Annotated in this window: 13 protein-coding genes and 2 pseudogenes; 8 read left to right on the top strand and 7 right to left on the bottom strand. The window is 40.6% G+C overall.

The annotated features are described in order from the left end of the window. Positions 1-3: 3 nt before the first annotated feature. Positions 4-308: pseudogene (locus NSQ29_RS26350) on the bottom strand (hypothetical protein); the annotation flags it as partial. Positions 309-325: 17 nt separating this feature from the next. After that, positions 326-796 (bottom strand): MarR family winged helix-turn-helix transcriptional regulator, encoded by a 471-nt coding sequence (locus NSQ29_RS26345; RefSeq protein ID WP_076286808.1) that lies wholly within the window; start codon positions 794-796, stop codon positions 326-328. A 263-nt stretch (positions 797-1,059) separates the two neighbouring features. Between NSQ29_RS26345 and NSQ29_RS26340 the strand changes: the two genes are divergently transcribed. The 3 genes from NSQ29_RS26340 (at position 1,060) to NSQ29_RS26330 (ending at position 4,321) form a co-directional block, all read left to right on the top strand. Beyond that, on the top strand, positions 1,060-2,448 hold the full coding sequence (locus NSQ29_RS26340) for an MFS transporter (RefSeq protein ID WP_339244293.1): 1,389 nt from the start codon (positions 1,060-1,062) through the stop codon (positions 2,446-2,448). 212 nt (positions 2,449-2,660) lie between these two features. Further along, complete coding sequence (locus NSQ29_RS26335) at positions 2,661-3,548, top strand: DMT family transporter (RefSeq protein WP_341126475.1); 888 nt, start codon at positions 2,661-2,663, stop codon at positions 3,546-3,548. A gap of 101 nt (positions 3,549-3,649) precedes the next feature. Further along, on the top strand, positions 3,650-4,321 hold the full coding sequence (locus tag NSQ29_RS26330) for a 2OG-Fe(II) oxygenase (RefSeq protein ID WP_341126474.1): 672 nt from the start codon (positions 3,650-3,652) through the stop codon (positions 4,319-4,321). Positions 4,322-4,404: 83 nt separating this feature from the next. Here the strand turns inward: NSQ29_RS26330 and NSQ29_RS26325 are convergent, their stop codons facing one another. The 3 genes and pseudogenes from NSQ29_RS26325 to NSQ29_RS26320 all read right to left on the bottom strand — a co-directional run bounded on the left by NSQ29_RS26325 (position 4,405) and on the right by NSQ29_RS26320 (position 5,492). Continuing rightward, positions 4,405-4,887, bottom strand: coding sequence for a hypothetical protein (locus NSQ29_RS26325; protein WP_341126473.1), 483 nt, complete (start codon positions 4,885-4,887; stop codon positions 4,405-4,407). 30 nt (positions 4,888-4,917) lie between these two features. Further along, a pseudogene (locus NSQ29_RS31625) lies at positions 4,918-5,013 on the bottom strand (zf-HC2 domain-containing protein); the annotation flags it as partial. Continuing rightward, a complete protein-coding gene (locus NSQ29_RS26320) occupies positions 5,010-5,492 on the bottom strand; it encodes an RNA polymerase sigma factor (RefSeq protein WP_042184069.1) in 483 nt (160 codons plus the stop codon). The pseudogene NSQ29_RS31625 and the gene NSQ29_RS26320, both read right to left, overlap by 4 nt. A gap of 196 nt (positions 5,493-5,688) precedes the next feature. Between NSQ29_RS26320 and NSQ29_RS26315 the strand changes: the two genes are divergently transcribed. After that, a complete protein-coding gene (locus NSQ29_RS26315) occupies positions 5,689-6,030 on the top strand; it encodes a nitrous oxide-stimulated promoter family protein (protein ID WP_076299956.1) in 342 nt (113 codons plus the stop codon). Positions 6,031-6,082: 52 nt separating this feature from the next. Here NSQ29_RS26315 and NSQ29_RS26310 read toward each other — a convergent pair whose 3' ends face one another. Further along, positions 6,083-7,435 carry a uracil-xanthine permease family protein gene (locus NSQ29_RS26310; protein ID WP_076286682.1) on the bottom strand — a complete coding sequence of 451 codons (1,353 nt, stop codon included), beginning with the start codon at positions 7,433-7,435 and terminating at the stop codon, positions 6,083-6,085. A 38-nt stretch (positions 7,436-7,473) separates the two neighbouring features. Continuing rightward, on the bottom strand, positions 7,474-8,838 hold the full coding sequence (guaD, locus tag NSQ29_RS26305; RefSeq protein ID WP_341126472.1) for a guanine deaminase: 1,365 nt from the start codon (positions 8,836-8,838) through the stop codon (positions 7,474-7,476). A gap of 234 nt (positions 8,839-9,072) precedes the next feature. Here guaD and NSQ29_RS26300 point away from each other — a divergent pair, with 234 nt between their 5' ends. From NSQ29_RS26300 to NSQ29_RS26285, 4 genes are all read left to right on the top strand, one after another. After that, the gene (locus NSQ29_RS26300; protein WP_042184077.1) at positions 9,073-9,261 is read left to right on the top strand and encodes a hypothetical protein; all 189 of its coding nucleotides are present in this window, start codon (positions 9,073-9,075) and stop codon (positions 9,259-9,261) included. Positions 9,262-9,494: 233 nt separating this feature from the next. Next, positions 9,495-11,876 (top strand): phosphoketolase family protein, encoded by a 2,382-nt coding sequence (locus NSQ29_RS26295; RefSeq protein WP_341126471.1) that lies wholly within the window; start codon positions 9,495-9,497, stop codon positions 11,874-11,876. 192 nt (positions 11,877-12,068) lie between these two features. Next, entirely contained in the window at positions 12,069-12,320 is a 252-nt protein-coding gene (locus tag NSQ29_RS26290; RefSeq protein WP_341126470.1) for a PfkB family carbohydrate kinase, read from the top strand. A gap of 51 nt (positions 12,321-12,371) precedes the next feature. Beyond that, positions 12,372-12,818: a GNAT family N-acetyltransferase gene (locus NSQ29_RS26285; RefSeq protein ID WP_076286680.1), complete on the top strand. Its 447-nt coding sequence runs from the start codon at positions 12,372-12,374 to the stop codon at positions 12,816-12,818. Position 12,819 lies beyond the last annotated feature (1 nt).

Below are 12,819 nucleotides of genomic sequence, written 5' to 3'. Positions count from 1 at the left end.
TAATTAACTCTGACGTAGATCCAAAAGCTCCGTTCCTAGCAGAACGGAGTTTTTTACGTGTTTATTTAGAAGCATTTGAAGGATTCCAGTGTAGACCCAAAATCTTCCGTTCCACTGAAACCCCGCAACCGAGGTGCGTCCTACGAAACCGGGTAAAACCAGAATTGATTTCTATTCACGAGCCAAACGTACGTATTCCGAAACAAACAACCAGCGATTGCTCCCGGATCGACAGCCAAGGGCAAAACCGCAGATTGCTGAGGGATGAATTCCGGGGGAGGTGAACTGGGTGCCGTGAGTTCCTGTTCCTCGATGTGGCTGCGACTCACTTAGCTTCTTCACATAAATCGGAGATTGCTTTGTTTTTGGTTAGTTGCAATAGAAGGTCATAGAATTGCTTTCTTTGCTCCATTGAAAGATTCTCCAGCATGTTGTCAGCGACTGTATCCTGGAAAGTAAGAACTTCCTCAATCGTGGATTGTGCAAGTTCCGTAAGCTGGATCAGTGTAGCTCGTCGGTCGGTTGGATCAGGAATTCGAACGAGGAGCTTATCCTGCTCAAGCGCATCAACAAAATCAGTAACGGTGCGTGCTTTGATCCCTAACTTAACAGCTAACTCATTCATACGGATATTGCCTGTTTCGGCAACGACTGAAAGCAGGCGTAACCTGGGACCGGAGAGATGATAAGGCGTATTAAGCGCTAATAACTGGGATTGAAATTCTGTTTTAATGTAGTTGGTTGATCTCATTAATATGTGAATGACGTCTATCGCCTTGGGATGATCTGTGTTCATGGATGTAGTGCCTCCTTGACTTTATTGTCAATTTTTCATACTAAATTTCATGGAAACGGCGAATATGTGTGCACTCTTAATGAGTACACTCTTTATATTATACTCTTATAAGGCGCATCCAGCTATTCTTCCATGTAAATGATATAACTTGACACGCAAGAAAATAATGAGTATCCTCAGTAATATATATTACTGAGGATACTCATTATTTATCTTTTTACTTATAGTTCATTATGAATTTAATCAGAAAAGAGGTTTAGATCATGACGGATACATCATCACAAAATGCAGATAAGCTGCTGAAAATACTTGTAGTTACCTTAATATTCTCGGTTATGAACGGTACGATGTTCAATGTAGCTCTCCCTGAGATCGGCAAAGAGTTTAATCTCGTTCCATCGCAGGTTAGTTGGATTATGACCAGTTATATGGTGGTTTACGCGGTAGGTTCTATCGTCATGGGGAAATTGGCGGATAAGTATCGGTTGAAAGATTTGTTAACGTATGGACTGCTTATATTCGCTCTCGGTTCATTAATAGGTCTGTTTGCTAGTGAGTTTTGGATTATTATTCTGGGCCGTGTAATTCAAGCTGCCGGTGCTTCCGTCCTTCCTGCAACAGCAATGATCATTCCAATCCGGTATTTTGCTCCCGAGAAGAGGGGGAGAGCACTTGGGACTTCTGCGGTTGGGTTAGCGCTTGGTAATGCTTTGGGACCGGTCGCTGCAGGCCTTATCACCAGCTTTGGAAGCTGGAGACTCATGTTCGTCCTTTCCTTGCTTCCGCTACTGACGCTTCCTTTCTTCCGAAAGTATTTAGATAATGCGAGAGGGAAGGCAGGAAGTATTGATGTCCTTGGTGGCGGGTTACTAGCTGCAGCAGTCGCAATCTTCTTGCTTGCCATCACACAGATGCAACTGTGGTTGTTCCTCGGGGGCCTTGTCTTGCTAGCCTTATTTATCATTCGGATTCGGAAAGCTGAGGAGCCCTTTATTAAACCCGTTTTGTTCCGTAACAAAACCTATTCGATTGGGTTGTTGCTTGCTTTTACGACGACAGCTATGAGCTTTAGCATGACATTCATGACACCACAATTTCTAGCGACAGTGAATGGTTTGTCCCCTTCGACCATTGGTTTCGTGTTAGTACCAGCTGCTATTGCTTCGGCTATCATGGGACGCAAGGGAGGCAGGTTGGCTGATGATCGTGGTAATTTCGTGCTTGTGTTCGTCGCTTCGGTATTGTTATTTCTTGCTTTCTCCCTACTCTCTACTTTTATTGGATTATCGGCATATTTCATTGCCATTATTTTAATATTAGGGAACGTGGGCCAGACTTTCATGCAAATCTCGATGTCCAATACGATTTCGCGGACACTGCCAAAAGAGGAAACAGGAGTGGGTATGGGATTACTCTCCATGATCAATTTCATCTCTGGCGCGACGGCCATGAGTGTGGTCGGTAAAATGCTCGACAAGGGTACTGCCGCTGTGCAGTTCAATCCTTTGAATGCTAATGCAACTGCCCATGTGTACAGTAATATTTTTCTCGTCATGTCCCTAGTGATTATTGCTGTAGTTGTACTTTACCGTTATCAGTTTGGCACGGGTGCTCCCGGGTCGATGAATATTAAGAAAAAAATGGAGGTTTAATATGCCGCATTCAGCGCCTTATGGATATTATTCCCTCTATAAATTAAGCGCATGAAGAAACCATGAAGGTTATAATAGATACAAAGAAGAACCGATGTTTGCTAACCAACAGTACAATAGACCCCGTATCTTACGATGGGTGGGGTCTATTTTTTTGGCGTAAGGCTGTAATGGGAAAATTGTGGAGTCGGTATTATTGAAAGGTGATTTAAATGTTAAAAGCTTATGGTTGGCTCACTTTTTGTGTAGTCGTATGGGGCAGTAATTTTGTGTTTGGAAAGATCTTAGTTGAGGACTTCTCCCCCGGTCTATTAACTTCACTGAGACTTTTATTTATAGTGTTATGTCTAGTAGGAATAACGGCTTACAAAAAGAATTTTAAGCTGGTGAGTAAATCGGATGTATTCCTAATTTTATCGCTAGGTGTTATTGGTGTGTTTATTAATCAATGGTCCTTTTTTAAAGGGCTGCAAACAGCTGATCCAACAACATCTGCAATCATTTTAGCTATGACTCCTATTTTAACTGGTTTATTAGCGGCAGTTTTTTTAAAAGAAAGATTAACGATCCGTATGTTGATGGGGTCTATTCTAGCGATCATAGGCATTTATTTTGTCGTTGTAAAAGGGGGATCCTCCTCTTTGCATTTTGATAAAGGACTACTGTGGATTGTTGTAACGATGATAACCTTCGCCATTATGATTATTATGACTAGGGTACTCTCACAAAGAATAGATCCGCTCACGATTACTTTATATTCGAATCTGGTGGGCTTTATTGTATCGACCCCGTTTATCTTCTCGTTAGATACACCTTTACGAATGAGCTCGAATATTACGGATTGGGTTCTTCTGATCGGAACCGCTGTTGTTGTACATGGTGTAGCTACACTGGTTTGGAATAACAATATTCGCCATGTTGATGCTTCAAAAGCGTCTGTATTATCTAATTTAGAACCTTTTGTAGCTATGATCATGGGATTGATATTATTGTCCAAACCTATTACAGGTGTAGAAATATTAGGGTCTTTGTTCATTCTAGCAGGAGTTATGCTATCTACGTATCAACGAAAAATGCGATATAAGCGTACAATAGGCTGATTTTCTGAGTCTTTAGATGTTCTGAAGTTAATCAAGCAAATAAAACCATTTTATGGTATGTTTTTTTGCGATGGATGTTATAACTTGGGAGCTGCATAAGGATGATAGGGAATACGACAGGGAATACGACAGGGAATGCGACAGACAAAGAACGGACGATATTTGATCATGCTGGAAATACGATTAAGACAGAAGATCGAGAGATTCGAATTCTTGCCAAGTATGAGGAACCGCTGGTTGTCTTGCTAGGAAATGTGCTTAGCGATGAGGAGTGTAATGAGTTAATTGAATATTCTAGGCAACGATTGCAACGTTCAAGAATTGGTGAAGACCATGCGGTCAATTCAATTAGAACGAGCAGTGGTGTGTTCTGTGAGGAGAATGAGACGGTTACAAGAATCGAGAAACGATTCTCTCAAATTATGAATATTCCTATCGAGCATGGTGATGGCTTGCAAGTTCTGCTGTATATCCCTGGCCAAGAGTATCTACCCCATCATGATTTCTTCACACAAACGAGTCGAGCAAGTAGCAATAATCGAATTAGTACGCTCGTGATGTATTTGAATGATGTGGAGGAAGGTGGAGAAACAGCTTTCCCTATGCTTAATTTAACAGTGAGTCCTAACAAAGGTATGGCGGTCTACTTCGAATATTTTTACGATAATCATGAATTAAACGAGTCCACCTTGCATGCAGGTACGCCAGTGATCAAAGGCGAAAAGTGGGTTGCAACGTTGTGGATGAGAAGACAAGTCCTTCGCTCATCATAGAGGTATGAACATGTACTAAGTTCCACATGGAGTATCAGTAAAGACACCTTAAAAGGTGTCTTTTTTCATTTTAACGGCAATGTCTACTCCACCAAAACGCCATTAATGAACGTCATAGTTTTATCTTTGAATTCAAGGATAAATTTGTTTGGGAAATCCAAATCGGTTTGAATCTCCGTCCCCAACATTACTTTTTTCCCTACATCATCAAAGGGATTGTGAATCAAGCCTCTAGGGGTATACCTAGTTTCGGAACCGATCACATTATTATTTTCATCGCGGATAAATTTAGTTTTTCCTGAGAACACCAAGTCCTTGCCGTTTTCCAAAGTCAGATGAACCTCCAAATGAGTCTTTGTCTTCTGATAATCGATAGTCACATCTTTAGAGGACACAGGGAAGCCAATCACAAAAAGTCCAATAAGAGCTGCAGCCAGTATGATTACCGATAAGATGGAAAGGACGATTACCTTTATGTTTTTTGATTTCACCTTTTTAAAATAATTAAGATTGTTAACCTCTTCTTTATCAACAATAGGCACGTTTAGATTTGCTGTTGCGGTCATTTCATGATATGACTGAAGGCAGCTTTCGCAGGTTTGCAGATGTTTTTCAATCTCTTCGTTGCTATGTAAAGAGGTTAGCTTTTCGATATAGGAGGGCAATAAATCCTGAATGATCTCGCATTTCATGAAGATCTTCCTTTCATTAATTTTTGTTTTCCACGGTAAAAGGTAACTCTTGCCCAGGTTTCATCCCTTCCGAGAATTTCGCCAATTTCCCGAAAGCTGAACTCTCCGGTCAAACGCAGATACAATACTTCCTTGGTATTTGGATCAAGTAAATGAAGCTGTTTAAATAACTCCATTTTGTCTTGAGCTAAAATGAACTCAGTTTCTGTTGAATTTGCGTTAGAAAAAGGAGGGTCTTCTAATTCACAAGTCTTCCTTTTGTTCTGCTTGTCCAGTTCCTGATACCACACATGCTTAGCAATCTGACAAAGCCATACATATACTTTGCAGGTTCCATCGTATTTGTGTATGGACTTTATAGCTCTATAAAAGGTTTCTTGGGTGATTTCTTCTGCCAGTAAGTGATTATGACAAAAACTAAATACGAATTTATATACTTGGGTTGAATATTCCCTGTATAATTCCTCGTTGTCCTGCATCCGTTCACCTCCTCACTTTATATATCCGTAAAAAGCTATAAACGTTACAGCCTTTCTAAAATAATTATGAGTATAACGAAATAACGCCTCGGGTGTGTAGTATGATAAAAATCCTTAGAAATGTAAAAAAAGAAGGACTGCTTTTCCTCTATAATTAGATGAGATCTTATTGTATAAGTTACAAGGGGGCTCATAAATGACAATAAAGGTGAACCGACAGTTAAATGAAGGTCCTAAAATTCAAAAAGAACAAGATATTGTCACGAAAATGATTCGTATATATTGTAAGAAAAAACATCACCATAAGGGGCTTTGCAACGAATGTCAGGATCTAAACGATTATGCTCTGAAGAGGTTAGCTTATTGTAAGTTCGGGGAAGTGAAAACGGCTTGTGCTAAATGCCCTATTCATTGTTATAAACCGGAGTATCGTCAAAGAATAAAAGGGGTTATGCGTTTTTCAGGTCCATGGATGTTACTGTATCATCCCATTGAGTCAATTAGGCATATTCCATTACCCAATAAGCTGAGGAAATAAGTAAAAAACGGACATCATTTGATGCCCGTTTTAAGATCTAGCATTTTACGTTCTATTTTCCACTAGGCAATAATTTATTCAATAAGATCGCAGCCAATGAAGCCGCTAGTATAGGTGAGCCCAATAAATATTGCACGAATGAAGGTAAGGAATGCAAGTAGTCGCCAGGAATGAGTACCAAAGCTAACGTGATAATCATCGGTATTGCGATAATGTACATTTCTTTCTCGCCAATGGTTACGTTCTTCATCACCTGCACACCATTAATTGCAATGATCCCGCAGACGATAGCGAAGACGCCGCCGATTACAGCGGATGGTATGGAAGAGATCAGAGCAGCTAATTTACCAGAACAACCGAAGAGGACAAACCATCCTCCTACTGCGAGGAAAACCCGGCGGGAGGCAACACCTGTGATGGAGATAATGCCCGCATTGGTAGAATAGCCTGTAACAGGTGTTGAACCGAGTGCAGAAGCAATAAGACAGCCAATCCCCTCACCGATAACCCCTTTATTAATATGTTCGTCTGTTAAAGGTTTATTGATTACGTTGCTGACAGCAAACCAGGTACCTGTTGTTTCAGCTAGCAGTACGAGATAAATAATAACCATGGTGATAATAGCCGAAAAGTTGAACGAGAATCCGAAATCTACAAAAGCGATACGCGGCATGCTAAACCAGTTCGCTTTGCTAATCGCTGAGAAATCTAACACACCCATCATGTTAGCAGAGATACATCCAACTACTAACGCCATCATGACGGAAATAATTCGGAAGATCGATCCTTTATTACGGAACATAGAACCGAGAATCACGAATAAAAGGAGTGTACCTGCTGAAATAAGGGCTAACAAAACGTTCTGATTGATTGAAGCGCCTGAAGCTCCATAGATATTGTCTCTTATAGCAACAGGTAATAAAGAAAGACCAACTATGAATATGATCGTACCACCTACAATGGGTGGGATAAAGTTCTTAACGATTTTATTAAAGATCCCGACATAGCCCAAAATAATAACTAGAACCGCACCGATTAAGCTGGCACCTAACACGGAACTCCAACCCAGCTCCCCGCCGCCACTAGCGGCATAAATACTGACAATCGCACCAAGCGGAACATAAGATGGACCTTGCGCGATAGGAAGCTTCATACAGAAATAAGTCTGCACAATCGTTGCAAGTCCAGCAGCAATAAAGGTAGATTGAATCAACGCGCTTGACTGATTCGGTTGTAAGCCGATTAACATTGCAATCAGGAAAGGAACTACATAAACGTCCATTGCCAATACATGTTGAAAGCCTAGGATGATGGATTTACCGAAGGAAACTTTTTCATCGGGTAGAACGGTTAATAGTTGTGACTTCAATGGCGCTTGATCTTGTACGTTTGCTTGTGTTTCCACTCAGATGCCCACCTTATATTTTCTAGTTTTATCGATCCTTAACGTGAATGAACCTTTTCACCCTGTACCCAGACTTCACGGATATTCTCAGGTCGAGCTAAATACATCATCTTTTGAAACACGTCCTCTAAATCTTCATTCCCATCAAAAATAGGCAATCTAGCCGATGGTAATTTCGTATCAATAATTTGAACATCCCATGTATAGCCTTCTAGTATCCGACCGATAGGTAAGCTTAAACTTTTACCACCGCCAGCAGTAGCAAGATAGAAAGCTTCATCAATCTTAATCCGTGATCCTAATAATCCACGCTCTTGTGCAGGAAGGGAAGGATTAACGCCATCCTCTAGCATTCTTGAAGACATTACAGCTTGTCTTATGTTATCGAAGAGACTAGGTGAAAAACCGCCAGAAATATCAGACCCTAAACCAATCTCTACACCTTTGGAGTGGAAATGAGCGATAGGGATGACACTATTGGCAAAATAAGCGTTTGATATTGGACAATGCGCAATAGCCGTTCCTGTCTCCGCAAATAACTCTACATCTTCTTCTTCTAAAAAATTACAATGTGCCATTACAGATTTATCACGGAGTAGACCGAAATCATGCAAGGCAAAAGCATCGTTCTTCTGGAATCGTTCTTGTACATAACCATGTGCCCAATCACTTTCACTACAGTGCGATTGAATATGAGTATCATATTTGGCGGCTAAGTCTCCTAAACCTTGCAAAGCCTCATTTGTACAGCTAGGAATGAACCTAGGTGTCACTACTGGATAAACGCCTTGCTTAGTAGATTTGGCTAGTTCTTTTACCGCTAGTATAAATTCTTCTGTATCTTTAATTGCGGTGCCGGTGTCAGTGTCGCGATAGTATTCTGGATTTCCTTGAGGGTCGTCCATTACCACTTTTCCAACGAGTCCGCGTTGCCCTTTATCCGCACATATTTGGGCTAATAGTAAACTGGCTTCTTTATGCACCGTTGCAAAATAAAGGGCTGTAGTAGTTCCGTTCGCGAGTAAAGTATCAACCACATCAGAGTAGACCTTTTTAGCAAAATCCAGGTCCGAAAACTTAGACTCCAGTGGGAAGGTGTACGTATTTAACCAATCATAGAGTGGAATATCTAATGCAGTTCCAGATTGAGCCCACTGCGGGGCGTGAACATGCAAGTCGATAAAGCCAGGCAAAAAATACTGACCTTCAGCTAATCGATGGAAGTTGTCTTGGTCTTGATAAGTAGCTAGTAAAGTTTGATAGTCGGGTTCTTCTGGTGAAACGATCTTTTCTATCATTCCATCTGTATTAATGCAGTAGAGATGGTCTTTTAAAATTTGAATTTCCTTTGGTGATTTGCTTGAAAATGAAGTGCCTAGGAATATTTGCATATATTCAGTCATGATTTCCGCCTTAATGTTCGTCTTTTGGTGTTCGTTTGTTATTATAATCCGTAAAAAATGATAAGTCTATACCTAAAGTCGAACGAACAAAGGGGGTGGGCGCTGAATTATGCTCTGATTAGATCAAAATTGTTAGGATTACGTAAAATGTATGCGGTTACTTACTTATGCTATAATACATATAGATAAATAAGGTTAAGCGCTTAAGAAAAATGGGTTAGGAGTGTTACTGAAATGAGAAGATATAACTTTTGGCGTCCGATCATGCTAATTATTGTCGCGTTGCTTACGAGAAGCCTGGTGACTAACGTATGTATTTTGTTTGGTATGCAGACTGAAGTAGCGAGTAGTATAGGTACGCTGGGCATGGTCATCGCCGGTTTAGTGATGTATAATCGCATGAACATTCGTCGTCGAAAATAACAAATTAATTGCTAGAATCCGATCCATACGGTTGAAGTTATTCCTAATTCCATTATAGATATCGGTGACTAAGAGTAAGACTGGGGAATTTTTCTCGGTCTTATTTTTTTTGTTTTGTACAAAATAGAGTAAGCGATCAAGCATAGCCTTAACAAAAAAAGTGTCTCCTATTTTTAATGATATTTAAATTACGGCCAAGTAAATGCAAAAAAATAAAATTTGGGAGTGGGAAAATGGTATTATCGATGGAATGTGATTATTCATCAAAAGTTTATTTAGAAAAACTCAATGCCTATTGGCGTGCGACGAACTATGTTTCCGTAGGTCAACTGTATCTGAAGGATAACCCGTTGTTAAAGGAGCCGATCAAGGATACCGATTTAAAGATTAAGCCCATCGGACACTGGGGCACTATTCCAGGCCAAAATTTTATTTATGCCCATTTGAACCGTGTAATTACTAAATATGATTTGAACATGTTCTATATTGAAGGTCCTGGTCACGGTGGTCAGGTTATGGTTTCAAATTCCTATCTGGATGGTAGTTACACGGAAATTTATCCTGAGATTACGCAAGATATCACAGGTATGAAGAAATTGTTCAAACAATTCTCATTCCCAGGTGGGATTGCTTCACATGCCGCTCCTGAAACACCTGGCTCTATTCATGAGGGCGGCGAATTAGGTTATTCTCTTTCTCATGGTGTCGGTGCCATACTGGATAATCCTGATTTGATATCGGCTGTTGTGATTGGCGATGGCGAGGCTGAAACTGGACCACTAGCTACTTCATGGTTCTCCAACAGATTCATCAACCCAGTTACCGATGGTGCGGTCCTGCCGATCTTGCACTTGAATGGATTCAAAATCAGTAACCCAACGATCTTATCTCGTCAATCGAAAGAAGAAATTACCGCCTACTTTAAAGGTATGGGGTGGCAACCATTCTTTATTGAAGGTGAAGATCCTGATCTAATGCATCCAGAAATGGCCAAGGTGCTCGATACTATCGTCGAAAGAATTGAAGAGATTCAAAAAAATGCGCGTGAGAACAATGATCTTACTCGTCCGGTCTGGCCAATGCTGGTCTTCCGCTCTCCTAAGGGTTGGACAGGTCCAGAGCAATGGGAAGGTGTGCCCATTAATAATTCGTTCCGTGCCCATCAGGTGCCAATTCCGGTTGACCAAAAAAATATGAAATACGCGCCAGCGTTGCTGGAGTGGCTGAACAGCTATAGACCGGAAGAGTTATTCGACGACAATGGCCGTTTGAAAGCTGAAATTGCCGAGATCCTGCCTTCAGGAGACAGCCGTATGGCAATGAATCCTGTAACTAACGCCGGCAACCTGATTAAAGACCTGCATTTGCCAGATTACCGCAACTTTGCGCTTGATAATTCCGTACCAGGTCAAGTTATTGCACAAGATATGTCTGTTCTGGGTAAATACCTGAAGGAAGTTATTACTCTTAACGAAGGAAATCGCAATTTCAGAATTTTCGGACCGGATGAAACGATGTCTAATCGTCTGGGACCTATCTTTGAAGTAACCAACCGGCAATGGCTGGATCAAATTAAGGAACCAAATGATGAATTTCTCTCATCTTATGGACGTGTTATCGATTCTCAATTGTCCGAGCATCAGGCAGAGGGTTTTCTTGAAGGGTATGTGTTGACTGGCCGTCATGGTTTCTTTGCAAGTTATGAAGCTTTCTTGCGTGTAGTCGATTCTATGATTACTCAACATTTCAAATGGCTGCGTAAGGCAAAGGATCAAAGCTGGCGTGCAGATATCCCATCCTTAAATGTGGTGGCAACTTCAACCGTATTCCAACAAGACCACAATGGTTACACTCACCAAGATCCAGGGATATTAGGTCACTTAGCTGACAAGAAGTCTGAATTTATCCGTGAGTATTTACCTGCGGATGCGAACTCCTTGCTGGCTGTCTTTGATACTGTCTTAAACGACCGTCAAAAAATAAACCTAATCGTTACGTCCAAACAACCGCGACTACAGTGGTTTAGTGCTGACGAAGCACAAGAATTGGTTGGAAAAGGCCTGAAGATTATTGATTGGGCAAGCACCGATCAAGGTGGAGAGCCGGATGTTGTCATTGCTTCTGCAGGTACAGAACCAACAATTGAAAGCTTGGCAGCAATCTCCATACTGCATGAGAAACTGCCTGAACTTAAGATTCGATATATCAACGTGGTGGACTTATTAAAACTAAGAAGTCGAAAACAGGATCCTCGTGGCTTATCTGACGAAGAGTTTGATCAGTTTTTTACAAAAGACAAACCTGTTATCTTCGCTTTCCACGGTTATGAAGGTCTGATTAGAGACTTTTTCTTTGAGCGTCATAACCATAACCTGCATGTACATGGATACCGTGAGAATGGGGACATTACAACTCCATTCGATATGCGTGTATTGAATCAGATGGATCGCTTTGACCTGACGAAGGAGACTATTCTCAGCTTGCCTGATGCGGATGAACATAAGACCATCTTGGATGAAATGGATGCGATCCTTAAGAAACATCATCAATACATTCGTGAAGAGGGAAATGATTTACCAGAAATAGAGAACTGGGTGTGGAAGCCACTGAAATAAAAACATGGTGTAACGGGTGTAGTGAAGTAAAAGACATCTTAGGGTGTCTTTTACTTTTTATGATAATTTTTACCTTTGACAGAATGAATGCGATTTCATATGATATATGTAACCGGTTACCTAGATTTGGACAATCATAAAATCACATATACTTGTCGCATCTTAAAGAGGAATCATATTTTTTTTAAGAATGTGGAACCGGTTCCACATACCTCAACAGGAGTCTCATCCGTCATTATTTCTCCAAACGAGCAAGAAGCAGAAATGCTTATGAAGTCCCTTGGTTTTCGCGAAAAGTACAAAGAAAAGCTAATTGTCACAAACGGAAAAGATGGAATTATTTATTACAAAAATGGAGAAAATATTTTCATCAAAGCGCCAGAGGTTCAAACAGTAGATACCATGGGTGCAGGGTCGGTGCTCAAGGAGGAATGCCTTTATTAAAAGAGCTGAAACAATTCATGGGCTGAGGGTATACTAGGAGGCGATTCTTTAATGCTAAGAAAAGAACCAAACGCATTAACACCACAGATGTATGCTGAGCTTCGCCGAAAAGTGGATTTTCAAGAATATTCATTAGAAGATGTCGCACAGGCCTTAGAGAAGACGCTATTTTCAGTTGTTATATTCGATGATCATAAACCAATTGGTATTGGTCGAATTGTCGGTGACGATAGAATTGTGTTCTTCATAAAGGATGTAGTAGTTGATCCTGAATACCAGAAGCAATCAATTGGTTATACTATTATGCATTCCTTAATGAATTACATTCAGGAAAAAGCGTGCGAGAACGCATATATAGGTTTAATGGCTACGCCGAATACAGAGAAATTCTACGAGAAATTCGGATTTATTCAACGTCCTAATCAGGATTTTGGCCACGGAATGGTTAAATTTGTAGATAAATCATATAAAATTGATAACCCGATGGAGGATAAATAAT

The organism is Paenibacillus sp. FSL F4-0236, assembly GCF_038000135.1.
Lineage (GTDB): Bacteria > Bacillota > Bacilli > Paenibacillales > Paenibacillaceae > Paenibacillus_AQ.
This window is presented reverse-complemented; position numbering and strand designations above follow the sequence as displayed.